The 24,761-nt window shown below is 71.5% G+C and carries 22 protein-coding genes; 9 read left to right on the top strand and 13 right to left on the bottom strand.

Going from position 1 to position 24,761, the window contains the following annotated elements; all coding sequences use genetic code 11:
- Positions 1–47: 47 nt before the first annotated feature.
- From ACWGDB_RS24110 to ureA, 5 genes are read right to left on the bottom strand one after another with little or no spacing between them, the layout of a single operon-like run.
- Positions 48–593, bottom strand: a complete 546-nt coding sequence (locus ACWGDB_RS24110; RefSeq protein ID WP_362384445.1) for a TetR/AcrR family transcriptional regulator — start codon at positions 591–593, stop codon at positions 48–50.
- Positions 594–649: 56 nt separating this feature from the next.
- Positions 650–1,141, bottom strand: a complete 492-nt coding sequence (locus ACWGDB_RS24105) for a hypothetical protein (protein WP_453824286.1) — start codon at positions 1,139–1,141, stop codon at positions 650–652.
- A gap of 9 nt (positions 1,142–1,150) precedes the next feature.
- Positions 1,151–2,203, bottom strand: a complete 1,053-nt coding sequence (locus tag ACWGDB_RS24100) for an agmatine deiminase family protein (RefSeq protein ID WP_453824285.1) — start codon at positions 2,201–2,203, stop codon at positions 1,151–1,153.
- Between the two features lie 31 nt (positions 2,204–2,234).
- A complete protein-coding gene (locus ACWGDB_RS24095; RefSeq protein WP_453824284.1) occupies positions 2,235–3,947 on the bottom strand; it encodes an urease subunit alpha in 1,713 nt (570 codons plus the stop codon).
- Positions 3,944–4,657: an urease subunit gamma gene (ureA, locus tag ACWGDB_RS24090; protein ID WP_453824283.1), complete on the bottom strand. Its 714-nt coding sequence runs from the start codon at positions 4,655–4,657 to the stop codon at positions 3,944–3,946. Before ureA ends, ACWGDB_RS24095 begins: the two co-directional genes overlap by 4 nt.
- A gap of 129 nt (positions 4,658–4,786) precedes the next feature.
- On the opposite strand from ureA, the gene ACWGDB_RS24085 reads away from it, so the two are divergent.
- A complete protein-coding gene (locus ACWGDB_RS24085) occupies positions 4,787–6,229 on the top strand; it encodes a cytosine permease (RefSeq protein WP_453824282.1) in 1,443 nt (480 codons plus the stop codon).
- 62 nt (positions 6,230–6,291) lie between these two features.
- Here the strand turns inward: ACWGDB_RS24085 and ACWGDB_RS24080 are convergent, their stop codons facing one another.
- A complete protein-coding gene (locus tag ACWGDB_RS24080; protein WP_453824281.1) occupies positions 6,292–7,380 on the bottom strand; it encodes a branched-chain amino acid aminotransferase in 1,089 nt (362 codons plus the stop codon).
- 275 nt (positions 7,381–7,655) lie between these two features.
- Positions 7,656–8,699, bottom strand: coding sequence for a 3-isopropylmalate dehydrogenase (locus ACWGDB_RS24075; protein ID WP_453824280.1), 1,044 nt, complete (start codon positions 8,697–8,699; stop codon positions 7,656–7,658).
- 142 nt (positions 8,700–8,841) lie between these two features.
- Between ACWGDB_RS24075 and ACWGDB_RS24070 the strand changes: the two genes are divergently transcribed.
- Positions 8,842–10,416 (top strand): purple acid phosphatase family protein, encoded by a 1,575-nt coding sequence (locus ACWGDB_RS24070; protein ID WP_453824279.1) that lies wholly within the window; start codon positions 8,842–8,844, stop codon positions 10,414–10,416.
- 37 nt (positions 10,417–10,453) lie between these two features.
- Here the strand turns inward: ACWGDB_RS24070 and ACWGDB_RS24065 are convergent, their stop codons facing one another.
- A complete protein-coding gene (locus ACWGDB_RS24065; protein ID WP_383827991.1) occupies positions 10,454–10,594 on the bottom strand; it encodes a hypothetical protein in 141 nt (46 codons plus the stop codon).
- 259 nt (positions 10,595–10,853) lie between these two features.
- Positions 10,854–11,411: a GNAT family N-acetyltransferase gene (locus ACWGDB_RS24060; RefSeq protein ID WP_453824278.1), complete on the bottom strand. Its 558-nt coding sequence runs from the start codon at positions 11,409–11,411 to the stop codon at positions 10,854–10,856.
- A gap of 84 nt (positions 11,412–11,495) precedes the next feature.
- Here ACWGDB_RS24060 and ACWGDB_RS24055 point away from each other — a divergent pair, with 84 nt between their 5' ends.
- Positions 11,496–11,702 carry a DUF5988 family protein gene (locus tag ACWGDB_RS24055; protein WP_453824277.1) on the top strand — a complete coding sequence of 69 codons (207 nt, stop codon included), beginning with the start codon at positions 11,496–11,498 and terminating at the stop codon, positions 11,700–11,702.
- 67 nt (positions 11,703–11,769) lie between these two features.
- Here ACWGDB_RS24055 and pruA read toward each other — a convergent pair whose 3' ends face one another.
- Together pruA and ACWGDB_RS24045 are read right to left on the bottom strand one after the other, a co-directional pair.
- Complete coding sequence (gene pruA, locus ACWGDB_RS24050) at positions 11,770–13,401, bottom strand: L-glutamate gamma-semialdehyde dehydrogenase (RefSeq protein WP_453824276.1); 1,632 nt, start codon at positions 13,399–13,401, stop codon at positions 11,770–11,772.
- 33 nt (positions 13,402–13,434) lie between these two features.
- Complete coding sequence (locus ACWGDB_RS24045) at positions 13,435–14,361, bottom strand: proline dehydrogenase family protein (protein WP_369273588.1); 927 nt, start codon at positions 14,359–14,361, stop codon at positions 13,435–13,437.
- Positions 14,362–14,534: 173 nt separating this feature from the next.
- Between ACWGDB_RS24045 and ACWGDB_RS24040 the strand changes: the two genes are divergently transcribed.
- The 5 genes from ACWGDB_RS24040 (at position 14,535) to ACWGDB_RS24020 (ending at position 20,834) form a co-directional block, all read left to right on the top strand.
- The gene (locus ACWGDB_RS24040; RefSeq protein ID WP_453824275.1) at positions 14,535–15,773 is read left to right on the top strand and encodes a PucR family transcriptional regulator; all 1,239 of its coding nucleotides are present in this window, start codon (positions 14,535–14,537) and stop codon (positions 15,771–15,773) included.
- A gap of 134 nt (positions 15,774–15,907) precedes the next feature.
- The gene (locus ACWGDB_RS24035) at positions 15,908–17,407 is read left to right on the top strand and encodes an ABC transporter substrate-binding protein (RefSeq protein ID WP_453824274.1); all 1,500 of its coding nucleotides are present in this window, start codon (positions 15,908–15,910) and stop codon (positions 17,405–17,407) included.
- Between the two features lie 17 nt (positions 17,408–17,424).
- Positions 17,425–19,173, top strand: a complete 1,749-nt coding sequence (locus ACWGDB_RS24030; protein ID WP_453824305.1) for an ABC transporter permease subunit — start codon at positions 17,425–17,427, stop codon at positions 19,171–19,173.
- The gene (locus ACWGDB_RS24025; RefSeq protein WP_453824273.1) at positions 19,163–20,128 is read left to right on the top strand and encodes an ABC transporter ATP-binding protein; all 966 of its coding nucleotides are present in this window, start codon (positions 19,163–19,165) and stop codon (positions 20,126–20,128) included. Before ACWGDB_RS24030 ends, ACWGDB_RS24025 begins: the two co-directional genes overlap by 11 nt.
- A complete protein-coding gene (locus ACWGDB_RS24020) occupies positions 20,121–20,834 on the top strand; it encodes an ATP-binding cassette domain-containing protein (RefSeq protein ID WP_453824272.1) in 714 nt (237 codons plus the stop codon). Before ACWGDB_RS24025 ends, ACWGDB_RS24020 begins: the two co-directional genes overlap by 8 nt.
- Here the strand turns inward: ACWGDB_RS24020 and ACWGDB_RS24015 are convergent.
- Entirely contained in the window at positions 20,788–21,366 is a 579-nt protein-coding gene (locus tag ACWGDB_RS24015; protein WP_427839795.1) for a TetR/AcrR family transcriptional regulator, read from the bottom strand. The two genes, ACWGDB_RS24020 and ACWGDB_RS24015, sit on opposite strands and share 47 nt — an antisense overlap.
- Before the next feature lie 83 nt (positions 21,367–21,449).
- Between ACWGDB_RS24015 and ACWGDB_RS24010 the strand changes: the two genes are divergently transcribed.
- A complete protein-coding gene (locus tag ACWGDB_RS24010) occupies positions 21,450–23,003 on the top strand; it encodes an MFS transporter (RefSeq protein ID WP_453824271.1) in 1,554 nt (517 codons plus the stop codon).
- 63 nt (positions 23,004–23,066) lie between these two features.
- Here the strand turns inward: ACWGDB_RS24010 and serA are convergent, their stop codons facing one another.
- Positions 23,067–24,656: a phosphoglycerate dehydrogenase gene (serA, locus tag ACWGDB_RS24005; protein ID WP_453824270.1), complete on the bottom strand. Its 1,590-nt coding sequence runs from the start codon at positions 24,654–24,656 to the stop codon at positions 23,067–23,069.
- Between the last annotated feature and the right edge of the window lie 105 nt (positions 24,657–24,761).

The following is a 24,761-nucleotide window of genomic DNA, read 5'->3' as shown; positions in this document are numbered from 1 at the left end:
CGGCCACAGGGTCAATCGGTCTTATTGCGTACAACCCGGGCGGGAGGTCAGGCGTCCGCGAGGAGGCCCTCGTCCAGGAACTCCCGTACGTGGCCGAGAATCGTCCCCCGGTCCGTGCCCCGCAGCCCGATGGCCACGTGGATGGAGAAGCCGTCCAGCAGGGCCCGCAGACGGGCGGCGAACCGGTCCGGGTCGACCGCTCGGAACTCGCCCCTCGACACCCCCTCCGCCAGCAGCGCCACCAGGTCCCGGTGCCAGGCCCCCTCGATCGCGGCCTGGCGGTCGCGGGCGTCGTCGTCGGCGTTCTGCGAACGGTTCCAGACCTCCAGCCACAGCGTCCAGTGGGGGTCGCGGTGGCCGTCGGGGACGTACAGGTCGACGTACGCGTCCAGGCGTTCACGGGCGGAGGCGGTCCGGGTCAGCAGCCGCCCGCGCTCGGCGCCGAGCCGGCCCTCGCTCCACTCCAGGGTCCGCAGCAGCAACTCGTCCTTGGAGTGGAAGTAGTAGAGGAGATGGCCGCTGCTCATGCCGACCTCACGGCCGAGGGCGGCCATGGTGAGCTTCTCCAGGCCGCGTTCGGCGATCATCTCCATGGCGGCGGCGAGGACGTCCTCGCGGGGAGGGGCGGGGGTACGGCGCCGGGCGGGGGTCACGCGACGGCCTCCACGCGGACGGCGTCCGGGACGAGGCGGGTCTCGTAGCCGCTCGTGCAGTCGGCGGCGACGATCGCTACCTCCGCCCCGCAGCCGCAGACGTGGTTGACCCCGGCCTCGCCGTCCGGCCCGCAGCAGCCGATGAGCCGGTACGGGTCGGGGTGCGGGGCGATGTCCACGACGTCGTCCGGGTGCAGGACGTAGGTGCCGCACGGCCCGGCGGAGACCAGGAAGCCCCGCTCGTCGGACTTCCACCTGCCGCCGGGCACGACCCCGTCGTACTCCTCGTCGGGCCCGATCGGCTCGAACGGCGCCCCGAACGGCAGCGGGTCGACGACGAACGTCCCGCGCGGCACGCTGGGCGGGCCGTGCCGCCGGCCGTCCGGGCCCGGGAGCCCGTCCCAGCCGGGATACGCGGGCATCGCGGCGAGCTGCCGGACCGGCTCGGTCAGCCGGGTTCCGCAGGAGGCGCAGAGCAGTACGTTCACCCGTACGTTCTACCTGACCCCGGCCCTCGGCTGCTGCTGAGTGATGCAGTGGATGCCCCCGCCACCGGCGAAGACCGTCCGGGCGTCCACCAGCGTCACCGTCCGCTCCGGGAACAGCCGGCGGAAGATGCCGGCCGCCATCTCGTCACGCGGGTCGTCGAAGCCGCAGAGCACCACTCCGCCGTTGCAGAGGTAGTGGTTGATATAGGAGTAGTCGGCCCAGTGGCCGTCCGCCTCCAGGACGGTCGGGGCGGGCACCTCGACGACCTCCAGTCGGCGGCCGCGCGCGTCCGTCTGCGACTTCAGCAGGCCGACGATCTCCTTGGTCACCTCGTGGTCGGGGTGCGCGGGGTCCGGCTGCACGTGGGCGACGACCACGCCGGGGCGGGCGAACGCGGCGACGATGTCGACATGGCCGAGGGTGCCGAACCCGTACGGGGGATAGTCGCCGGTCAGGCCGCGCGGCAGCCAGATCGCCTTGCGGGTGCCGAGGTGGGCGTGGATCTCGGTCTCCACCTGCTCGCGCGTCCAGTGCGGGTTGCGCTCCGGGCCGAGCTGGACCGTCTCCGTGAGCAGGACGGTGCCCTCGCCGTCGACGTGGATCGCGCCGCCTTCGTTGACGAGCTTCGAGGCGTACGTCCTGACCGACCCCGCCAGGTCGGAGACGTGCGCGGCGACCTTCGCGTCGTGCTCCCAGCGGGCCCACTCCTGGGCGCCCCAGCCGTTGAACGTCCAGTCGACGGCGGCGAGTTCGCCCTTGGCGTCGGTGAGGAAGGTCGGGCCGATGTCACGCATCCAGGCGTCGTCGAGGTCCCGCTCGACCGTCTCGACGCCAGGGCCGAGCAGCGCGCGGGCCTCGGCCGACTGGCCGGGGCCGCACACCACCGTCACCGGCTCGAAGCGGCGGACCGCACGGGCGACGGACGCCCAGGCGATCCGGGAGGCCGCGAGGTCGTCCGGGTCCTCGAAGGTCGGGTTGGGTCCCGGCCAGGCCATCCAGGTGCGCTCGTGCGGGGCCCACTCGGCGGGCATGCGGAAGCCGTCGGCGGCGGGGGTCGTCATGGCGGTCCTTGTCTGAGAAGTCGGCTGAACGTCACAGGAAGTAGAGGCGGTTGAGGGAGACCGAGTCGGCCGGCTCGGAGCGCAGCGGCTCGCCGTCGAGGGTGACCAGGCCGGTGCGCTGGTCGACGTCGACCGCTCCGGTACGGGAGTTGAGGCGCAGGTCGGCCGGCCCGATGCCGCGCGTGCCGCGCACGGCGACCCGGCGGCGCCGGGTCGGCATGGAGTCGTTGCCCTGATCGACGGCGGCCTGCGCGACGAACGCGACGGAGATGTCGGCGGGCGTGGCGCCGTACGCCCCGAACTGCGGTCCCAGGACGAGGGGTTGGCAGGTGTCGGTGGCCGCGTTGGGGTCGCCGACCACGCCGTAGGCGGGGAAGCCGGACTTCAGCACCAGTTGCGGCTTGGCTCCGAAGTGGTCGGGCCGCCACAGCACGATGTCGGCGAGCTTGCCGGCCTCGATCGACCCCACCTCGTGCGCGAGGCCGTGCGCGATGGCCGGGTTGATGGTCAGCTTGGCCATGTAGCGCAGGACGCGCTCGTTGTCGTCGCCGTCGTCCGGGGCACCGAACTCGGCCTTCATCTTCCCGGCCATCGCGAAGGTACGGCGGACGGTCTCACCCGCGCGCCCCATGCCCTGCGCGTCCGACGAGGTGATGCCGATCGCGCCCAGGTCGTGCAGCACGTCCTCGGCGCCCATCGTCCCGGCGCGGATGCGGTCGCGGGCCATGGCGGCGTCGCCGGGCAGGTCGGTCTTGAGGTCGTGGACGGAGACGATCATGCCGTAGTGCTCGGCGACCGCGTCCCGGCCGAAGGGCAGGGTGGGGTTGGTGGAGGAGCCGATGACGTTCGGGACGCCGGCCATCTTCAGCACGTTCGGGACGTGTCCGCCGCCGCAGCCCTCGATGTGGAAGGCGTGGATGGTGCGGCCCTCCAGCACGCGCAGGGTGTCCTCGACCGAGAGGCACTCGTTCAGGCCGTCGCTGTGCAGGGCGACCTGGACGTCGTGCTCCTCGGCGACGCGCAGGGCCGTGTCCAGCGCCCGGGTGTGGGCGCCCATGTCCTCGTGGACCTTGAAGCCGGAGGCGCCGCCCTCGGCGAGGGCCTCGACCAGCGGGGCGTCGTGCGACGAGGAGCCGCGACCCAGGAAGCCGATGTTGACGGGCCAGGCATCGAAGGCGTTGAACGCGTGCCGCAGCGCCCACGGCGAGTTGACGCCGACGCCCCACACCGGCCCGAACTCCTGCCCGATGATCGTGGTCACGCCGGAGGCCAGCGAGGCCTCCATGACGCGCGGCGACAGCAGGTGCACATGTGTGTCGACGGCCCCGGCGGTGGCGATGAGCCCCTCGCCGGACACGATCGACGTGCCCGTGCCGACCACGACGTCGACACCGTCGAGGGTGTCGGGGTTCCCGGCCCGCCCGATCGAGCAGATCCGGCCCTCCCTGATGCCGATGGAGACCTTCCGGATCCCCAGCGCCGCGTCGATCACGACGACGTTGCTGATCACCACGTCACAGGTCTCCCGCACCGCGGCGGCCTTGAGGTGCAGCCCGTCCCGGGCGGTCTTGCCGAACCCGGCGAGGAACTCGTCGCCGTAGCGCTGGGAGTCCGACTCGACGCGGATGGTCAGGCCGCAGTCGCCGAGGCGGATGCGGTCGCCGGCGCGGGGGCCGTGGGTGGCGGCGTACTCGTACGGGGTGAGGCGGCGGGCCTCTGCGGGGTGCCCTCCGGGACGGCTCATCGTTCGGCCTCCTGCTTCTGATCGGGTGTTTCCGTCACGCCGAGATAGCCGCAGGCGGCGGCGCGGCGCAGTGCCTCCTCGCGGGCGCCCGGCGCGTCCAGCGCCCCGTCGACGAGCCCCGCGAACCCGATCGCGATCCGCTCGCCGCCGATGGGGAGAAGCCCGACCTCGACGCTCTCCCCCGGCCCGAAGCGCGTCGACGAGCCGGCCGGAACGGCGAGCCGCATGCCATAGGCCGCGCCGCGGTCGAAGTCGAGGCGGGGGTTGGCCTCGAAGAAGTGGAAGTGGGAGGTGACGGAGACCGGCACGGTGGCGGTGTTCGTCACGATCACCCGCAGGACCGCCTCGGGCTCGGCGTGCTCGGGCCCCGGCAGCAGCGCTCCCGGGCCCTGGTCCGCGAGCCCGCCGCCACCGATGGGGTCGGACACGACCGCCAGCCGCGAGCCGTCGTCGAACACGGCCTCGACATGCACCTCGGTAACGACGTCCGCCACGCCCGGCAGCACGTCGTCCGGCCGGAGCACGGACCGGGCACGTTCGATCGCCTCGGCGAGCCGGGCTCCGTCCCGGGCGGCCTCGCAGACGGTGTCCGCGATGAGCGCGGTCGCCTCGGGCACGTTCAGCCTGAGCCCTCTGGCCCGGCGGGCCCGGGCCAGTTCGGCGGCTCCGAAGAGCAGCAGCCGGTCACGTTCCGTCGGGGTCAGTCTCACGACGCGGCACCTCCTTGTCTTCCTCGCTTTAGAGCATCACTCTAAACACCGGATCCGCGCAACCGAAACCTTGACGGCAGAGGTTAGGACACATCACATTGAACGTCGTTCTAACCAAGGGAGACCAATATGCCGATGGAACAGCGCGGAGTCGACACCATCCCTGACGGGGAACGCACGAGCGGGCCCCGGGATCTCGTCTCGATCCTGCTGGGGTCCAACCTCTGTCTCGGAGTGATCGTCTTCGGCTGGCTGCCGCCGTCGTTCGGCCTGGACTGGTGGGCGTCGGTGAGCTCGATCGTGGTCGGCGCGGTGGCCGGCACGGCCCTGACCGCCCCGCTCGCCCTGATCTCGCTGCGCACGGCGACGAACCTGTCCACGTCCTCGGGCGCCCAGTTCGGCGTGCGCGGCCGCCTGGTCGGCTCGGTGGTCGGCCTGCTGCTGGCCCTCGGCTACACCGCCCTGACCGTGTGGATCGGTGGCGATGTGATGGTCGGCGTACTGGGCCGGCTGGTCGGACTGCCGGCGAGCGGGATCTCCTACGGCGTGGTCTACGGGCTGCTGGCCGCGGCCACCGTCGCGGGCGCGGTGTACGGCTACCGCGTGCTGCTCGCCATGTCCCGCGTCCTGGCGATCGGCATGACGGCCCTGCTGGTCCTCGGCGTGATCGCCTACGCCCCGCACTTCACGACCGGCGCGCTGCCGGAGGCGGGCGGCCATCTGCTGGGCGGCTTCTGGCCCACCTGGTTCCTGGCGACGGTGGCCGCGGGCCTGTCCGGGCCGATCGCCTTCATCACGCTGCTCGGCGACTACACCCGCTACATCTCCCCGGCCCGCCACTCCTCACGCCGGGTGCTGCACGCGACCTGGCTCGGCCTCTCCCTCGGCCTGCTGATCCCCCAGCTCTTCGGCACCTTCACGGCGTACGCGGCAGGAGCCGCCCTCGACTACGCCGGACCGCTGGTCTCCGCCTCCCCCGGCTGGTACCTCGTCCCCCTGCTGCTGGCCGCGTCCGCCGGGTCGGTCGGCAACGCCGGCCTGATGCTCTACTCCATGGGCCTCGACCTGGACGCCATCCTGCCGCGCGCCTCCCGGGCGACGGCCACGTACACGGTCGCCGTGATCGCCACCGCCTGCGTCTTCGCCGGCCACTACTACTCGTCCGCACAGGACGCGATGACGTCCTTCGTCCTGCTGCTGACGGCGATCGGTACCCCGTGGGCGGTCATCACCCTGATCGGCTTCGTCCGATGCCGTGGCCTGTACGACGCGGAGGCCCTCCAGGTCTTCAACCGCCGGGCGCGGGGCGGGATCTACTGGTACCGGGCCGGCTGGAACATCCCGGCGACGGTGGCGTGGGCACTGGGCGCGACGGTCGGCCTGCTGGCCGTCTCCCTCCCGTCGTACGAGGGGCCGCTGCTGTCCCTGACCGGCGGGGTGGACTGCAGTTTCCTGCTGTCGGGGCTGGTGGGGGGCACGGCATCCCTGCTGCTGCAGCCCCGGGCTCTCTCTCAGCAGAGCCCGGGGACGGCGTTCTCAGCCCGTCCGGCGCTTGAGGACGAGGCCGTTTAGGCCGAAGCGGGGGTCTGGGGGCGGCAGCCCCCAGGGACCCCGGCCTCGACGCCGAGCACGGATCAGCCCAGCTTGTGCATCCACCCGTGCTGGTCCACGGCAGTGCCCCGCTGGACGTCGAGAAGAGCCTGGCGCAGCTTCATCGTGACCTCGCCGGGCTCCCCGTCACCCTGCTGCCACTGGGCGCCGGTGCGCTTCACGGTGCCGACCGGGGTGATGACGGCGGCCGTACCGCAGGCGAAGACCTCCGTGAGGGTGCCGTTCTCCGAGTCGCGCTGCCACTGGTCGACGGAGACGCGGCCCTCCTCGGCCTCGTAGCCGAGGTCACGGGCGACGGCCAGGAGGGAGTCGCGGGTGACGCCCTCCAGGATGGAGCCGGTGAGGGACGGGGTGACGATCCTGTCGCCGTACACGAAGTACAGGTTCATGCCGCCGAGTTCCTCGACCCACTTGCGCTCGACCGCGTCCAGGTAGCAGACCTGGGCGCAGCCCTCGGCGGCGGCCTCGGCCTGGGCCAGCAGGGAGGCGGCGTAGTTGCCGCCGGTCTTGGCGTCGCCCATGCCGCCGGGCACCGCGCGGACGTGGTCCTCGGAGACCCAGATGGACACCGGCTTGACGCCGCCCGGGAAGTAGGCGCCGGCCGGGGAGGCGATGACGATGAAGAGGTACTCGCTCGCGGGCTTCACGCCCAGGCCGACCTCCGTCGCGAACATGAACGGACGCAGGTAGAGGGACTCCTCGCCACCGTGCGTCGGCACCCACGCCCGGTCCTGGCTCACCAGCGCGTCGCACGCCTCGATGAACGTCTCGACCGGCAGCTCGGGCATGCCGAGCCGGCGGGCGGAGGACTGGAAGCGCTGGGCGTTCTTCTCGGGACGGAACGTGGCGACGGACCCGTCGGGCTGCCGGTAGGCCTTGAGACCCTCGAAGATCTCCTGCGCGTAGTGCAGGACCATCGTGGCCGGGTCGAGGGAGAGCGGCGCGTACGGCACGAGCTGGCCGTCGTGCCAGCCGCGGCCCTCGGTCCACTTGATCGTCACCATGTGGTCGGTGAAGTGGCGGCCGAACCCGGGGTTGGCCAGGATCGCCTCGCGGTCTGCGGCGGCGAGCGGGCTGGCGGACGGCTTGAGCTCGATCGTGGGCGTCGTCATGAGTAGATGTCCTTCACCGGTTTCGTTGTGGCGGGCCGCGATCACGCCAGTACTGCCTGTGGCCAGTGCTAGGACGTCCGAGCATTCCTTCGTATCGCGGCTCCGCGTTCGATTATCTCAAGCGGGTGCCGTGGAAGAAATCGGCCTGTTCGACGTGATCGGCGCGAAATCGCGATCCAGGGGTTGATGGTGTCACCCGGCGGCGGACATGGGGAAGCCGCCGGGTGCGAGTGACCCGACGGCTTCGAAAGTTGTTTCGAGTAGCGCGACGGGTGTCAGCCGGCTACTCGTACGGCCAGCGCGTCGCCGATCTCCGACGTGCTGCGGGCGGGCTTGCCGGTGCGCTCCGCGAGGTCGGCGGAGACCGCCTCGTCGATGCGCGCGGCCTCGGCGTCGTGGCCGAGGTGGCGCAGGAGCAGGGCGACGGACAGGACCGTGGCGGTGGGGTCGGCCTTGCCCTGACCTGCGATGTCCGGGGCCGAGCCGTGAACCGGCTCGAACATGGACGGGAACGCGCCGGACGGGTTGATGTTCCCGGACGCGGCGACGCCGATGCCGCCGGAGACGGCCGCGGCGAGGTCGGTGATGATGTCGCCGAAGAGGTTGTCGGTGACGATGACGTCGAACCGCTCGGGCTGCGTGACCAGGTAGATGGTCGCCGCGTCGACGTGCATGTACTCGGTGGTGACCTCCGGGAACTCCTCGGCCACCTTGTTGAAGATGTTGGTCCACAGGTGACCCGCGAAGGTCAGCACGTTGTTCTTGTGGATCAGCGCGAGCTTCTTGCGCGGGCGGGCCTGCGCGCGGGCGAAGGCGTCGCGGACCACGCGCTCGACACCGAAGGCCGTGTTCACGGAGACCTCGGTGGCGACCTCGTGCTCGGTGCCCTTGCGGATGGTGCCGCCGTTGCCGGTGTACGGGCCCTCGGTGCCTTCGCGGACCACGACGAAGTCGATCTCGGGCTGTCCGGCGAGCGGGGTGGCGACACCCGGAAGGAGCTTCGACGGACGCAGGTTGACGTGGTGGTCGAAGGCGAAGCGGAGCTTCAGCAGGAAGCCCCGCTCCAAGACGCCCGACGGCACGCCCGGGTCGCCGATCGCGCCGAGCAGGATCGCGTCGTGCTTCTTCAGGGCGTCGAGGTCGGCGTCGGTGAGGGTCTCACCCGTGGCGTGGTAGCGCCTGGCGCCGAAGTCGTACTCCTTGGTCTCCAGCTTCACATCCTGCGGAAGGACGGCGGAGAGGACCTTCAGGCCTTCGGCCACGACCTCCTGGCCGATGCCGTCACCGGGAATCACTGCGAGATTGAGGCTGCGAGACATGTCGGCACCCTACTCTTCGTCCCATGGGATGACACACGATGTCCGCGATACGGACACCCTGATGAGGGACGGCGTCTGGGTGTCGACCGGCGTTCACCCGCATGTATGCCGGGTGTTGGCCGTTGCTGGGAACTTTCCCACCATGGACCTCCCCGACTTCGGCATCCCGCCCCAGCTCGCCCGCCGTATGAGCATGGCGGAACAGCACGAGTACCTGCGTACGAAACTGACCCGGCGCCGCACGCTGGTGACGGCGGGCGCGGTGGCGGGCGGTCTGCTGACGGGCTGCTCGGGGTCGGGGCCGGGCACGCCCGGTACGAAGCCCTCCGTATCGGCGCCCGCGTCAACCCTCACGAAGGTGCCGGGCTCCGCCGTCGCCCCGTTCGGCCGCCACCTCGCCTTCGGCGCCGACCCGAAGTCGCAGATGCGGATCTCCTGGCAGGTCCCGGCCGCGGTGAAGAAGCCGTACGTCCGGATCGGCTTGCGGCCCGACGACCTGAGCCGCAGGATCGACGCCGAGATCCGCGATCTGTACACCCCCGAACTGCAGGGCATCCGCGCGGCGTTGGAGCAGTACTACGTCCACGCGGCACTGGACTCCCTGCGCCCCGGCACGACGTACTACTACGGCGTGGGCCATGACGGCTTCGACCCGGCGGCCCCGAAGAACCGCGCGACGATCGCCTCCTTCCGCACGGCTCCCGCGAGCCCGGAGACCTTCACCTTCACGGCCTTCGGCGACCAGGGCGTCAGCGAGGCGGCCGCCACCAACGACAAACTCCTGCTGGGCCAGAACCCGGCCTTCCACCTCCACGCCGGCGACATCTGCTATGCGAACGTCAAGGGCCTGGGCAAGGAGTCGGACGCCTACGACCCCGGCTTCTGGGACGGTTACCTCAAGCAGACCGAGTCGGTGGCCAAGTCGGTGCCGTGGATGGTGACGACCGGCAACCACGACATGGAGGCCTGGTACTCGCCGGACGGCTACGGCGGCCAGCTGGCCCGCTGGTCCCTGCCGGACAGCGGCTTCGACTCCCGTACGGCCCCGGGCGTGTACTCCTTCACCTACGGCAACGTCGGCTTCGTGGCGCTGGACGCGAACGACGTGTCGTACGAGATTCCCGCCAACCGGGGCCACACGGACGGCCGTCAGACGAAGTGGCTGGACGAGCGGCTCGGTGAGCTGCGGGCGGCGAAGGGCGTCGACTTCATCGTCGTCTTCTTCCACCACTGCGCCTACTCGACGTCCTCGCACGCGTCCGACGGGGGTGTGCGGGCCGAGTGGGTGCCGCTGTTCGCCCGGTACCAGGTGGACCTGGTGATCAACGGGCACAACCACGTCTACGAGCGGACGGACGCCATCAGGAACGGCGAGGTCGGCAGGCAGGTGCCCATCGGCGCCTCGACGGACCCGACGCGGGACGGCATCGTGTACGTCACGGCGGGCGGGGGCGGCAAGGAGCTGTACGGCTTCCCCGCGGGCGTCGAGGAGAGCTACGAGGGGCATGTGACCGAGCGGGAGTCGGTCGACACCTTCAAGTGGACCAAGTCACGCGACACCAAGGCGGAGAGCGTGCAGTGGTCGCGGGTGCGCTACCGGGGCTTCTCCTTCCTCACTGTGGAGGCGCAGGGAGGCGCGAAGCCCCGGCTGAAGGTGTCGGCACTGGCCCAGAACGGGGAGCGCATCGACCACTTCGAGGTGCGGCGCGGCGGCTGATCGACGTGAGGTCGGTACGCGGCACGACCGCGGAGCGCTACGCCGCCTGGTGGCCGGTGGCTCCGCCGTTGTCCCTGCGGTCGAGGGCGCGCTGGAGGGCCGCGGCGGCGTTCTTGCGGTCGGACTCGGTCGTACGGGAGAGGTGACGGACTCGGCGGCGGGCGGTCGTCTCGGCCATGGGAAATCGACTCCTTCGAAATCCGGGAGTGCAGACAGGGGATACGAGACGCCGGATGGGGCGGGGAGCGGTGCCGCAGGGGTTGCCTGCAAGGGGCCCGGCTCACGACCGCCATTCGCTTGATCGAGCGAGACGTTCGGCTTCTACAAAGCTAAGGGAGGACGGCGCGTCTGTCTCCACAATTACTCGGACTTCCTACTATCTGAGACGGCCGAGTAGGTCACACCGCACTGACCTGGGCTTTCCGTCGTCGCCCCCGTCAGAGCACATCCCCGTCCCGCCAGTCGAAGACCAGCTCGAACGCGGGGTCCGGCACACCCGCGAGCGCGGGCCGCACGTAGGTCGTGCCTTCCTCGTCCGGCAGATGCACGACGCCCTCCGGCCCCAGCGCGCAGACCCGCCCGCGCCACACCTCCCAGCCGCGAGCGGCGTACAGCGCGGCCCCCTCGTCGCTCGCGGACAGCATCCCCGCGTCGTACGCCCGGTCGATCACCCGCTCCAGCTCCGCCATCACCCGGCCCCCGAGCCCGCCCCGCCGTGCATCGGCCCGCACGGCGACCGCCTCGACGTACCCGACGCGCAGCCACCGGTCCCGGTACCGCACCCGCCGCATGATCACCGAACCGTGCGCGACGATCCGCCCGGCGTCGTCCCGGACGAGGACATGCATGCCGCCGAGCCCGTGCTCGAAGTCCTCGTCGGAGAAGTCCCCCTCGAAGGCGTCGTCCAACAGGGCGCGGATCTCGCTCAGTTCGGCGGGGGTGAGGTCGGCGGTGTGCGCGGTGCGCGGGGTGCCCGCCGGTGCGTCGGTGGTCATCCCACCAGTATTCGGCATCGCCCACTCGGCTGATCCTCCGCGCCGCCCGGGAGACGGAGTCACGTCGAGGGGAACGGTGAGGTCATGAACGACACGTCGAAAGTGTTCCTCGAGGGCGGCCCCGAGGATCTGCCCGAGCGGATCGTCGGGGCCCCGTCCCCCGGTCCGGATGTGAAGATCAAGCTCCGCGGTGGATACGAGCACTTCAGGCCGACCTCGCGCCAGGAGGACACCCCGGAGGGCGCGCTGCCGGTCTACGAGTGGTGGGAGCGCACGGAGATCGCCGAGTAGCGCACTCTCCCCGCACGGCAAAGGGCCGGGTCCGTCAAGACCCGGCCCTTTGCGTTGAGTTGGGGTGTCAGCCCATGTGCGGGTACGCGTAGTCGGTCGGCGCGACCAGCGTCTCCTTGATGGCGCGGGTCAGCGTCCAGCGCATCAGGTTCTGCGGGGCGCCGGCCTTGTCGTTGGTGCCGGAGGCACGGCCGCCGCCGAAGGGCTGCTGGCCGACGACGGCGCCGGTCGACTTGTCGTTGATGTAGAAGTTGCCGGCCGCGTAGCGCAGCTTGTCCATCGTGTACGCCGCAGCCGCCCGGTCGCCCGAGATGACCGAGCCGGTCAGCGCGTAGGCGGACACCGACTCCATCTGCTCCAGCATCTCGTCGTACTTGTCGTCCTCGTAGACGTGCACGGCGAGGAACGGGCCGAAGTACTCGGTCGTGAAGACCTCGTTCTCCGGGTCGGTGCACTCGACGACGGTCGGGCGGACGAAGTAGCCGACGGAGTCGTCGTAGGAGCCGCCCGCGACGATCGTGCAGGTCGGGTCCTGCTTCGCCCGGTCGATCGCCGCCTTGTTCTTGGCGAACGCCCGCTCGTCGATGACCGCGCCGATGAAGTTCGACAGATCCGACACATCGCCCATGGTGATGTAGTCGACCTCCGCCGCGAACTCCTCCTTGAAGCCGGAGTTCCAGATCGACGCCGGGATGTACGCCCGGGAGGTCGCCGAGCACTTCTGGCCCTGGAACTCGAAGGCGCCGCGGGTCAGGGCGGTCTTCAGCACGGCCTTGTCGGCGCTCGGGTGGGCGACGACGAAGTCCTTGCCGCCGGTCTCGCCGACGATGCGCGGGTAGGAGCGGTACTTCTCGATGTTGTTGCCGACCGTCTTCCACAGGTACTGGAAGGTCTTGGTCGAGCCGGTGAAGTGGATGCCGGCGAGGTCGCGGTGCTCCAGGGCGACCTTGGAGACCTCGATGCCGTCACCGGTGACGAGGTTGATGACGCCCTTGGGCAGACCGGCCTCTTCCAGCAGCTGAAGCAGCAGCACGGCGGCGTGGGTCTGCGTCGGGGACGGCTTCCAGACCACGACGTTGCCCATCAGCGCGGGCGCGGTGGGCAGGTTGCCGGCGATCGCCGTGAAGTTGAAGGGCGTGATCGCGTAGACGAAGCCCTCCAGCGGTCGGTGATCGAGGCGGTTCCACACGCCCGGGGAGTTCGCCGGGGGCTGCTCGGCGAGCAGGTCACGGGCGTACTTGACGTTGAAGCGCCAGAAGTCGATCAGCTCGCAGGGCGTGTCGATCTCGGCCTGCTGGGCGGTCTTCGACTGGCCGAGCATGGTGGAGGCGGCCAGCGTCTCGCGCCACGGGCCGGACAGCAGCTCGGCGGCGCGCAGGATGATCGCCGCGCGGTCGTCGAAGGACATCGCACGCCAGGCCGGCGCGGCGGCGAGGGCCGCGTCGATGGCGTCCTGGGCGTCCTGCTGCGTGGCGTTGCCGTAGGTGCCGATGCGGGCCTTGTGGTTGTGCGGCTGCACGACGTCGACGCGCTCGCCACCGCCCAGCCGTCGCTCGCCGCCGATGGTGCACGGCAGGTCGATCGGGTTCTCGGCCAGCTCCTTGAGCTTGACCTCCAGCCGGGCGCGCTCGGGCGAGCCGGGGGCGTAGCCGTGCACCGGCTCGTTGACGGGGGTGGGGACCTGGGTCACAGCGTCCATGAGTTCCGTAACTCCTTACTGAGCGGTGGTGGTTCAGCCCTTGGTGATCATGCTTCGTACGAAGAACCGCAGGTTGGCGGGCTTCTCCGCGAGCCGGCGCATGAAGTATCCGTACCAGTCGGTGCCATAGGCCGTGTAGACGCGCATGCGGTGGCCCTCCGCGGCCAGCCGTAGATGCTCGTCGCTGCGGATCCCGTACAGCATCTGGAACTCGTACTCGTCCAGCTTGCGCCCGGCACGCCGCGCGAGCTCCTGGGCGATGGAGATCAGTCGCGGATCGTGGGAGCCGATCATCGGGTACCCGGCGCCCTCCATCAGAACCTTGAGGATCCGGACGTACGCCTTGTCGATCTCTTGTTTCTGCTGGTAGGCGACCTCGGCGGGCTCCTTGTAGGCGCCCTTCACGAGGCGTACCCGGCTGCCGTTCGCGGCGAGGCGGCGGGCGTCGGCCTCGGTGCGGAAGAGGTAGGCCTGGATGACGCAGCCGGTCTGCGGGAAGTCCTTCCGCAGCTCCTCGTGGATGGCGAACATCGAGTCGAGGGTGGTGTGGTCCTCCGCGTCCAGCGTGACCGTCGTACCGATGGCCGCGGCGGCCTCGACGACCGGGCGGACGTTGGCGAGCGCGAGCTCGTGTCCGCCCTCCAGCGCCTGGCCGAACATGGAGAGCTTGACGGACATCTCGACGCGCTCGCCGAGCTCAAGGTCCTTGATCCGGTCGACGAGCGCCAGGTAGGCGTCCCGCGCGGCCTCGGCCTGCTCGGGGCGGGTGATGTCCTCGCCGACGACGTCCATCGTCAGCTCCAGGCCGTTGCCCGTGAGCTCCTCGATGATCGGCACGATCTCGTGGACGGTCTCGCCGGGGATGAACCGGTCGACGACCTGTTTGGTCACCGGGGCCGCCGAGATCAGGCGTCGCATCCGGTCGCTGCGCGACGCGGCGAGAATCACGGGACCCAGCACGGGGCACCTCCACAAACACTGCCGAATGACGGCCGACTCCCCGGTAAGTGATGTTCCGGGTACGGCACGGAGAACCACCGTGAAACCTAAGGATCCCTCCGAACGGCGGCCATCGACAGCTGTCACGCATCGGTGCCTCAGATCTCAGACAGATGTATGAAGGCGGCGCGAAAATGCGGGAGAATGCCCGGGTGACGCCGGAATTCAAGGACCACAAGGACCACAAGGACGACTACCAGGAGCTGGTCGACGAGATCTCCGAGCTGCTGGGTGCGCCCGCCACGCTGGAGAACCGCGACTTCGAGCTGATCGCCTTCGGTGCGTACGACAGTGAGGGCGATCTCGACGCGTCCGCCCTGGATCCCGTCCGCGCCCGCTCGATCCTGACGCGGCGCTCCACGGCGGCGGTGCGAACGTGGTTCGAGGGCTTCGGCATCACCCGGGCGACGGGCCCGGTACGCATCCCGCCCACCCCGGAGGCCGGCGTCTACCGGGGACGCGTCTGCCTTCCCGTACGCCATCGGGGGGTGGCCCTCGGTTACGTCTGGCTCCTGGACGACGATCCGGGCCCCACCGACCAGCAGCTGTCGGCCGCCATGGAGGTGACCGCCCGGATCGGCGCACTGCTCGCCGACGAGGCGCAGCACGGGGCGGATCTGAGCCGGGAACTGCGGGCCGCGCTGACCGCGGAGCGGGGCTGGCAGGGCGACCAGGCGCTGGCGGCCCTGCGCACGGCACTCGGCCCGCGGGGCGAGGGCACGCACACCGTGGTCTGCGTGGCCCCGTGGCCGTCCGCCGATCCCGACGACGCCCCGTCCGTCCGAACGGTGCCGCACGCGACGGCGCTGTGCACGGTGCCGTGGGGCGGGGGCACCTCCCACGCCCTCAAGGCGGAGGGGGAGAGCGGCCAGAGCCTCGCCATCCTCGTCCGGTTGCGCTCGCCGGAGGTACGGACGCCGGCCCAGGCGGCGGCGTCCCGGCTGCTCAAGGAGGGCGCGGTACAGGCAGCCGCCGGCATCGGCGCACCCCGCTCCGGCCTCGCCGACCTCGCCGCCACCTGGCAGGAGGCATCGGCCGCGGCCCGCGCCGCCCTGGCCGAACCCCGCCTCGGCCCGGTCGCCGAGTGGGCGCACATCGGCCCGTACCGCCTGCTGACGTCCCTCCCCCCGGACGCCGCCCGGGACCCCGCCATCACGCAGCTCCTCTCCCCCACCCACCACGAACTCGCCCGCACCGCCGAGATCTACCTCGACCGCGCGGGCCAGGCCGGCCGCACCGCCGCCGAACTCGGCATCCACCGCCAGACCCTGTACTACCGCCTCTCCCGCGTCGAACAACTCACGGGCCTGGACCTGGACGACGGGGAGGACCGGTTGCTGCTGCACATGGCTCTGAAGGGCGCACGCCTGTAGATCGAGCACGTCATCGGCGGCATCGGCGTCATCTCCCAGGGCTGACGACCCATCCCTGGCTATTGGAAATGATTGTCATCGTGCTACGGTCGCAGCAACCGCTCTCTTGACCACCCTTTTACCCGGAGGGCCCCGTGCGCCTGCCCACCCGCCACCTGCTCCCCGCCACCGCCCTCACCGCGGCCTCCGCGCTGCTCACCGGCTGCTTCGCCGGTGCGGAGTCCGCCGAGGACGTGGGGGCCGGTGGCAAACGCGTCCGGGTCGCGATGATGCAGCCCCCGCGCTCCGGGCTGTCCCCGCTGTCCGACGACGCGTTCAAGCTGTCGCGGTGGTCGACCGCCGAGACCCTGGTGAAGCTCGACGAGGACGGCGACGCGCAGCCCGCGCTCGCCACCGCGTGGGAGCGGTCCGGCCGTACCTGGACCTTCGAGATACGCGACGGCGTCACCTTCCACGACGGCACGAAGCTCACCGCCGAGACGGTCGCAGGCTCCCTCACCAGGGCCGCCACCGCCTCCCCCAAACCCCGCATCCTCGACGGCGTCGACCTGACCGCCGAGGCCACGGACGCCGACACCCTCACCGTCACGACCGCCGCCGAGGACCCCTTGGTCCCGCAGCGCCTCAGCTCCCCGCAGCTGTCGGTCCTGGCCGCCAGGGCCTACCGGGGGAAGACGGTCGACCCCGTCGGCGCCGGCACCGGCCCCTTCGAGCTCACGATGGTCAACGGCACCGCCTCCGCCGCCCTCGACCGCTACGACGCGTACTGGGGCGGCAAGGCCGAGGCACCCGGGATCGACGTGACCTTCGTCCCCGACGGCACGGCTCGCGCGGCGGCACTGCGCAGCGGCGAGGCCGACATCGTCGAGGCGATACCGGTGTCGCAGGCCGCGGTCCTCGACCAGGACCTGATCACCGAGGTCCCGATGCCGCGCACCAACACGCTGTACCTGAACACCGGAAAGGGCCCCTTCAAGGACGCCTCGCTGCGGGCGGCGGCCCGCGAGGCGATCGACGCCGAGGCGCTCGTCAAGGGCGTGTACGAGGGGCGCGCCGATGTCGCCGAGGGGCTGCTGGGGCCCGCACTCCCCTGGGCCGCCGAGCTGCGCGGGCCGGTGACGCGGGACGCCGAGGCCAAGGCGCCTGACGGCGAGGCGATCACCATCGGGACGTACACGGACCGGGCCGAGATGCCCGAGGTCGCCGCCACGCTGCAACAGCAGCTCCAGAAGGCCGGGTTCAGGGTGAAGCTCGACGTCCGCGAGTACACCAACATCGAGGCCGACGCCCTCGCGGGCAGGTTCGACGCCTTCGTCCTCTCCCGCGCCACCGTCCTCGACTCCGGCGATCCGGCCGCCTACCTCTACAGCGACTTCGCGTCCGACGGCACCTTCAACCTGTCCCGGTTCGCCGACCCGGACGTGGACGCGGCCCTGAAGGAGGCCTCCGACACCGAGGTGGGCGACGCCCGCCGCGCGGCGATCATCGCGGCCGAGGCCGCCGTGCTCGCCGCGGACGCGGCCGTGCCGATGCTCCACGAGCGGGTGATCCAGGGTGACGCCGCCGGTGTCGTCGACGCCGCCCACGACCCGCGCGAGCGGGAGCTCGTCACGGCGGACACGTACGTCAGGTGAAGCTCCGTCTGCGCCAAGTGCACTCCCCCGCACGGAAGTCGATCGGCCCCGCCGCCCTGACCCGCCTCGTCTGCCTGGTCGCCGTCCTGGCCACCGTCGGCCTGCTCCCCTGGCTCTCCCACAAGGACCCGGCGCTCACCGTGTTGCGCGCCCGGTCGGCCGAGCGGGAGGCGACCGACGAGGCCCTGTCCGCGATCCGCGAGGACCTCGGCCTGGACGCCGGCCCCCTCTCCCTGCTGGGGAGTTGGGCCTCGGACCTGCTGCGCGGCGACTTCGGCACCTCCTGGGTGTCGGGCACCGACGTGCTGCCTTCCGTCGTCGCCGGCCTCCAGGTGTCACTGGGCCTGATGGGCGCGGCGCTCGGCGTGGCGGTCACACTGGCCGCCGTGCTGGTGGCGCCGGTGCTGGTGCGCGGTCGCGGGTCGGCCGGCGCCTTCGCCGCCATGCTCGCCGCAGTACCGGAGTTCCTGCTGGCCACCGTCGCACTGCTGGTCTGCGGGGTGTGGCTGGGCCGGCTGCCGACGGCCGGCTGGGCGGGCCCCGAGTACCTGGTGCTGCCCGCGCTCGCCCTCGGCGTCCCGGCGGGCGGCCTCCTCGGCCGGCTGGTCGCGGACGCGCTGCCCGCCGTCCTCGACGAACGGTGGGTGGACCTGTGGCGGGGCGCTGGAGTGAACCGTACGACGATCTCGGCGGCCGCCCTCAAGCGCGTACTCCCGCCGCTGGTACCGCAGTTCGGCATGGTCGCCGTCGGCCTGACCGGCGGCGCGGTCGCCGTGGAGCTGGTGTTCGCGGTGCCCGGCATCGGACGTACCGCTCTGGGCGCGGCCAAGTCGCAGGACCTGCCGCTGCTCCAGGGCGCGGTGCTGGCACTGCTGCTGCTCGGCCTGGTCGCCGGCGCTGCCGCGGCGCTCACCCGGCGCCGGCTGCTCGGCCCCGCCCTGCGGGACGCCGGCCTGACGCTGCCCCCGGCCCGCCCGGTCCGTACCCACCCGGCGATCCCGTCAGCACTGTTCACCACCCTCGCCGTGACCATCGGCTGGGGCCTGCTGCGCGACCCGTACACGGTCGATACGGCCGCCCGCCTTACCGCCCCCTCCTGGGCGCACCCGCTCGGCACCGACGCCCTCGGCCGTGACGTGCTCGCCCGGCTCGGGCACGGGGCCGCTCCGACCGTGGGCACGGCCGCCGCCATCTGCGCGCTGAGCCTGCTCCTCGCGCTCGCGCTGGGTTTCCTGCCCGGCATCGCGGCGGGCGCCGCGGACATCGCCAACGCCCTGCCCCCGGTGATCGTCGGCATCCTCGTCGCGGCGGCGACCGGCCCGGGCGCCGGCGGCGCGGCCCTCGCCGTCGCGCTGATCTCGTGGCCCGCGCTGTCCGCGCACGCGGCGGCGCTGGTGCAGGAGGTGCGCGCGTCGGCGTTCCTCACCGCCCAACGGGCCATGGGCGCGACCCCGTTCCGGATCCTCACCCGGCACGTCCTGCCGTCCGTCGCCGCCCCGGTCGCCCGCCACGCCCTGCTGCGCCTGCCCGGTATCGCCCTCGCCCTTGCCTCCCTCGGCTTCCTGGGCCTGGGCGCGCAGCCGCCGGCGCCCGAGTGGGGCCTGCTGCTGGACGAGTCCCGCGCCTACGTCGAACGCGCGCCGTGGGCCGCCCTCGCCCCGGCCGTCGCACTGGCCCTGCTGGCGGGGCTGGCGGTGACGGGAGCGGCGGCGGTACCGGGCCGGGGAGCGCGTGCCGTACCGAAGGAGACCCCCGTTGCAGCCTGAGAACAGCCCCGAGGCGCTCCTCTCGGTACGCGAGCTCCGTATCGCCTTCGACGGCGTCGAGGCCGTGCGCGGCCTGTCCTTCGATGTCCGCCCGCGCGAAGTCCTCGCGATCGTCGGCGAGTCGGGGGCGGGCAAGTCCCTCACGGCACGGGCGCTGCTGGGCATGCTGCCGCGGGGCGCGACGACGGGCGGGACGATCGAGCCGGACCGCTCGGCCCACCGCGGCAGCCGCATCTCGCTCGTCCCGCAGGACGCCCTGTCCGCCCTCTCCCCCGTGCACTCGGTCGGCGATCAACTCGCCGCCGCCGTAGGCTCGGTGGCCCGCGTCTCCCGCAAAGAGGCCCGGGCCCGGGCGGTCACCGCACTCGACCGGGTCGGCATCCCGGACGCCGCCCGCAAGGCGCGGGCGTATCCCCACGAGTACTCCGGCGGCATGCGGCAGCGCGCGGTCATCGCCATGGCGACGATCAACGAGCCCCACATGGTCGTCGCCGACGAACCCACCACCGCCCTGGACGAGGAGCACCGCGACCAGGTGCTGCGGGTGCTCGCCGAGCGACGGGAGGCCGTCGGTGCCGCGCTGGTCCTGGTCACCCACGACATGGACGTCGTACGGGACCACGCGGACCGCGTGCTGGTCATGTACGCGGGACGCCTCACCGAACTCGGCCCGGCGGCCGAGGTGCTCGGCCGCCCCCGCGCCCCGTACACGGCGGGCCTGCTGGCCTCGCTCCCCCAGCACGCACCCCCCGGCCGCCGCCTCCCCACCCTGCGCGGCACCCCACCAGCCCCGGGCACTCTCCCACCGGGCTGCGCCTTCGCGCCGCGCTGCCCGTCGGCGGCGGATCCCTGCCATCGGACGGAACCAGCACCGCAGCACGTGGAGGGACGCCTGGTCGCGTGCCACCGATGGCCGGAACTCCCGTATCCGGCCATGGAGTTGTTCCATGACTGACGCTTTGCTGGACGTCCGCGAACTCGTGGTCCGGCACGGCGACACGACCGCCGTCGACCATGTCTCCTTCACCCTGGCCGCCGGTGAGACCCTCGCCCTGAACGGCCCCTCCGGCTGCGGCAAGTCGTCGACCGCCCTGGCGGCGCTGCAACTGCGCCGCCCGGACGCCGGTGAAGTCCGTTTCGAGGGACGCGAGTTGACGACCCTCACCGAAGCCGAGCTGCGCCCGATCCGCCCGCGCATGCAGCCCGTCTTCCAGGACCCGTACGGCTCCCTCAGCCCTCGCCACCGCATCCGTGACGCGGTGGCCGAACCGTTGCGGGTGCAGGGCCGCTGGAATTCCGCCGACGGTCCCGCGCGCGTCGCCGCACTCCTCGACCGGGTCGGCCTGGACCCGTCGTACGGCGACCGTCGCCCGCACGAACTCTCCGGCGGTCAGTGCCAGCGCGTCGGGATCGCCCGCGCACTGGCCTCACAGCCCCGCCTGCTGGTGCTCGACGAACCGGTCTCGTCCCTCGACCCGTCGGTGCGCGCCGGCGTGCTGAATCTGCTCGCCGACCTGCAGGACGATCTCGGTCTCGGGTACCTGTTCATCTGCCATGACCGGGCGGTCGTACGGCACTTCGCGGACCGGGTGATCGAGATGCGGGACGGGCGGGTCACTTCCGAGTGGCGGCCTCGATCACCTGGCGCAGGCCCTCGCTGAGCTGATCCGCGTCGGGCGCGGTCTTCGGGTCGAACGTCCACTGCGCGATGAGACCGGTCATCAGGGTCACGTAGAACCTGCCGAGGGTGTCCAGGCTCTCGTCCGGGACGTCCTCCTCCCGTCCGCCCATGAGCAGCGGAATCAGTCCGCGACAGGCCTCCCGCTGAGCCAGCGCCAGATGGTCGCGGACTTCCGGCAGCTGGTCGCCCATGACGACGATCTCCATACTGAGCCGCCACATGGAGCCGGGCCCGCTCATGGTGCCGATGATGTTCGACCACACCTCACGGAACCGTTCGATCGAGCCGGGCTCGGCCGTGATCCCGGTGGTGCCCTCGAAATCGTCGCCCATCCCCTCGACCAGCGACACATAGGCCTGGGCGAGCAGCGCGTCCTTCGAGCCGTAGTGGTAGCCGATCGAGGCCAGGTTGGTCCCCGACTCCTTGACGATGTCCCGCGCCGTCGTGCGCGCGAACCCCTTGTCGAGCAGGCAGCGCTTGGCGCCCTCGAGCAGATCCTCACGGTGTCCCATGAGTCCACCCTACCGCCGATCCATACAACCGTCCTATACAGCCGTTCTAGACAAGCGTTTAATACGCGCGTACATTCACCGCCATGACAACGAACCCGACGAGCACCACCACGCCGCCTTCTCCCGGCGCCGGGCGCCGTGAATGGACCGCACTCGGCGTGCTGATGCTGCCGCTGCTGCTGGTCTCGATGGACGTCTCCGTCCTGTACTTCGCCGTCCCGTCGATCAGCGCGGACCTGGAGCCGAGCGGCACCCAGCAGCTGTGGATCTTCGACATCTACGCCTTCGTGCTGGCCGGTCTGCTGATGACGATGGGCTCGCTGGGCGACCGCATCGGCCACCGCCGGCTCCTGCTGATCGGCGCCGCCGCCTTCGGCACCGCCTCGCTGCTGGCGGCGTACGCGAACAGCGCCGAGATGCTGATCGCGGCCCGCGCGGTCCTCGGCATCGGCGGCGCGACCCTGATGCCGTCGACGATCGCCATGCTCCGCACGATGTTCACCGACCCCGCCCAGCGCGCGAAGGCGATCGGCGTGTGGTCCGGCGTGATGACCGCCGGGATCGCCCTCGGCTCGGTGATGAGCGGTGTGCTGGTCGAGCACTTCTGGTGGGGCTCGGTGTTCCTGGTCAACCTGCCCGCGATGGCGCTGCTGCTGGTCCTCGGCCCGCTGCTGCTCCCCGAGTCGAAGAACCCTTCCCCCGGCCGCTTCGACTGGCTGAGTGTCCCGCTGTCGATGGCGGCGGTGCTCCCCGTGATCTACGGCCTGAAGGAGATCCCCTCCGAGGGCTTCAACGTCCGCTACGTCGTCTCGATCACCGTCGGCCTGCTGTTCGCGGCGCTGTTCGTGCACCGCCAGCGCACGGCCGTCTCACCGATGATCTCCCCGGCCCTGTTCCGGGGACGGGGCTTCGCGCCGTCGGTCGTCCTGAACCTGGTCTGCATGTTCGGGGTGATGGGGTCGGCCTACTTCACCACGCAGTACTTGCAGTCGGTGCTGGGCATGGGCGCGCTGGAGGCGGCCCTGTGGGCGCTGCTGCCGTCGGTGCCGATCGGCGTGGCGGGGCCGGTCGCGACCCAGCTGGTGCAGCGGGGCGTCAATCGTGCCTACGTCGTCACGGTGGGCTTCGCGATCTCCGCGGGCGGGTTCGCGCTGCTCGCCCTCGCCGGGACGGACTCGCTGTGGCTGGTGCTGACCGCGTGCGCGGTCCTCGCGGTCGGGGGCGTCGTCGTGATGTCCCAGATCATGGACCTCGCGCTGGGCACCGCCCCGGTGGAGCGGGCAGGCTCGGCGTCCTCCCTGATGGAGACGGCCGGCGAGTTCGGTGGTGCCATGGGCATGGCGCTGCTCGGCTCGATCGGTACGGCGGTCTACCGCCACGAGATCCCCGCGTCGGCACCGGATGTGGCCCACGAGACGCTGGGCGGAGCCCTGGCGGTCGCCGACCGCGTGCCGGGTCTGGCCACGCTCGCCCGGGAGGCGTTCACCAGCGGGATGCAGGGGGCGGCGATCGCGGGCGCGGTCCTGCTGGCGGGGGCGGCGGTGCTGGCCGCGGTCACGCTGCGCCGGGTCGAGCTCCGGGAGCCGGCATGCGAAACGCCGGACGAGCCGAGTCACCTCAGCCCGTCCGGCGTTTGAGGACGAGGCCCGTTCAGGGCCGATGCGGGGGTCTGGGGGCGGCAGCCCCCAGCCACGGCAACCTCAGGCCAGGTTCACCGCACGAGCCGACGTCGCCCCGATCTCCTCAGCAACCTCGGTCAGCACCCCGGCGGGGACCGTGTCGTCGACGGTCAGGACGGCCAGCGCCTCGCCACCGGCGACGGCACGCGAGACCTGCATGCCGGCGATGTTGATACCCGCCTCGCCGAAGACCCGGCCGACCGTGCCGACGACACCCGGACGGTCCTCGTACCTCAGGACGACCATGTGGTCGGCGAGCGCGAGATCCACGTCGTAGTCGCCGACCGCGACGATCTTCTGCAGGTGCTTGGGGCCGGCCAGCGTGCCGGACACCGACACCTCCTCGCCGCCCGCGAGCGTGCCGCGCACGGTGACGACGTTGCGGTGGTCGGTGGCCTCCGAGCTGGTCGTCAGCCGCACCTCGACGCCGCGCTCCTGGGCGAACAGCGGGGCGTTGACGTAGGACACCGTCTCGTCGACGACGTCCTCGAAGACACCCTTGAGGGCGCTGAGCTCCAGCACCTTCACATCGTGCTGGGTGATCTCGCCGTACACCTCGACGTCGAGGCGGACCGCGACCTCGCCGGCGAGCGCCGTGAAGATGCGGCCCAGACGCTCGGCGAGCGGCAGACCCGGCTTGACGTCCTCGGCGATGACGCCGCCCTGGACGTTCACCGCGTCGGGCACGAGCTCACCGGCGAGGGCGAGGCGCACCGAGCGGGCCACGGCGATACCGGCCTTCTCCTGCGCCTCGTCGGTGGAGGCACCGAGGTGCGGGGTCGAGACGACCTGGTCGAACTCGAACAGCGGGGAGTCCGTGCAGGGCTCCTTCGCGTACACGTCGAGACCGGCACCGGCGACCCGGCCCTCCTTGAGGGCGGAGTACAGCGCCTCCTCGTCGACGATCCCGCCGCGCGCGGCGTTGACGATGCGCACGCTCGGCTTGACCTTGCGCAGCGCCTCGTCGCCGATCAGGCCGAGGGTCTCGGGGGTCTTGGGCAGGTGGACGGTGATGAAGTCGGAGACCTCGAGCAGCTCGTCCAGCGTCAGCACCTTGACGCCCATCTGCGCGGCCCGCGCGGGCTGCACGTAGGGGTCGTAGGCGACGACCTTCATGCCGAAGGCCGACATGCGCTGCGCGACGAGGGCGCCGATGCGGCCCAGGCCCACGACACCGAGGGTCTTCTCGGCCAGCTCGACACCGGTGTACTTGCTGCGCTTCCACTCGCCGTTCTTCAGCGCGGCGTTGGCCTGCGGGATGTTGCGGGCGGTGGCGAGCAGGAGACCGCAGGCGAGCTCGGCGGCGGTCACGATGTTCGAGGTGGGGGCGTTGACGACCATGACGCCGGCCTTGGTGGCGGCGGAGACGTCGACGTTGTCCAGGCCGACGCCGGCTCGTGCGACGACCTTGAGCTTGCGCGCGGCTGCGACGGCTTCGGCGTCGACCTTGGTGGCGGAGCGGATCAGGATCGCGTCCACGTCGGCGATGGCCGGGAGCAGGGCGGCTCGGTCCGCTCCGTTGCAGTGGCGGATCTCGAAGTCGGGGCCAAGCGCGTCAACGGTGGCGGGCGACAGCTCTTCAGCGATGAGTACGACGGGTTTCGAGCTCACGTGAGTCCTCACATGTCCAATGCGGACGGCCGTCCCGACGGCCGCAGGCGGTGGAGGGTACTGGCCGCGTGGAAGACGCACGACGCTGTGGGCCTGACGCGTATG

Source organism: Streptomyces sp. NPDC055013, from assembly GCF_053608645.1.
This window is presented reverse-complemented; position numbering and strand designations above follow the sequence as displayed.

What these genes read in the sequence shown, in the direction of transcription:
- ACWGDB_RS24110 (WP_362384445.1), bottom strand. Translation starts at nt 593, where the DNA reads ATGGAGATGATCGCCGAACGCGGCCTGGAGAAGCTCACCATGGCCGCC.
- ACWGDB_RS24100 (WP_453824285.1), bottom strand. Translation starts at nt 2,203, where the DNA reads ATGACGACCCCCGCCGCCGACGGCTTCCGCATGCCCGCCGAGTGGGCC.
- ACWGDB_RS24095 (WP_453824284.1), bottom strand. Translation starts at nt 3,947, where the DNA reads ATGAGCCGTCCCGGAGGGCACCCCGCAGAGGCCCGCCGCCTCACCCCG.
- ACWGDB_RS24085 (WP_453824282.1), top strand. Translation starts at nt 4,787, where the DNA reads ATGCCGATGGAACAGCGCGGAGTCGACACCATCCCTGACGGGGAACGC.
- ACWGDB_RS24080 (WP_453824281.1), bottom strand. Translation starts at nt 7,380, where the DNA reads ATGACGACGCCCACGATCGAGCTCAAGCCGTCCGCCAGCCCGCTCGCC.
- ACWGDB_RS24075 (WP_453824280.1), bottom strand. Translation starts at nt 8,699, where the DNA reads ATGTCTCGCAGCCTCAATCTCGCAGTGATTCCCGGTGACGGCATCGGC.
- ACWGDB_RS24070 (WP_453824279.1), top strand. Translation starts at nt 8,842, where the DNA reads ATGGACCTCCCCGACTTCGGCATCCCGCCCCAGCTCGCCCGCCGTATG.
- ACWGDB_RS24065 (WP_383827991.1), bottom strand. Translation starts at nt 10,594, where the DNA reads ATGGCCGAGACGACCGCCCGCCGCCGAGTCCGTCACCTCTCCCGTACG.
- ACWGDB_RS24060 (WP_453824278.1), bottom strand. Translation starts at nt 11,411, where the DNA reads ATGACCACCGACGCACCGGCGGGCACCCCGCGCACCGCGCACACCGCC.
- ACWGDB_RS24055 (WP_453824277.1), top strand. Translation starts at nt 11,496, where the DNA reads ATGAACGACACGTCGAAAGTGTTCCTCGAGGGCGGCCCCGAGGATCTG.
- pruA (WP_453824276.1), bottom strand. Translation starts at nt 13,401, where the DNA reads ATGGACGCTGTGACCCAGGTCCCCACCCCCGTCAACGAGCCGGTGCAC.
- ACWGDB_RS24040 (WP_453824275.1), top strand. Translation starts at nt 14,535, where the DNA reads ATGCGGGAGAATGCCCGGGTGACGCCGGAATTCAAGGACCACAAGGAC.
- ACWGDB_RS24020 (WP_453824272.1), top strand. Translation starts at nt 20,121, where the DNA reads ATGACTGACGCTTTGCTGGACGTCCGCGAACTCGTGGTCCGGCACGGC.
- ACWGDB_RS24015 (WP_427839795.1), bottom strand. Translation starts at nt 21,366, where the DNA reads ATGGGACACCGTGAGGATCTGCTCGAGGGCGCCAAGCGCTGCCTGCTC.
- ACWGDB_RS24010 (WP_453824271.1), top strand. Translation starts at nt 21,450, where the DNA reads ATGACAACGAACCCGACGAGCACCACCACGCCGCCTTCTCCCGGCGCC.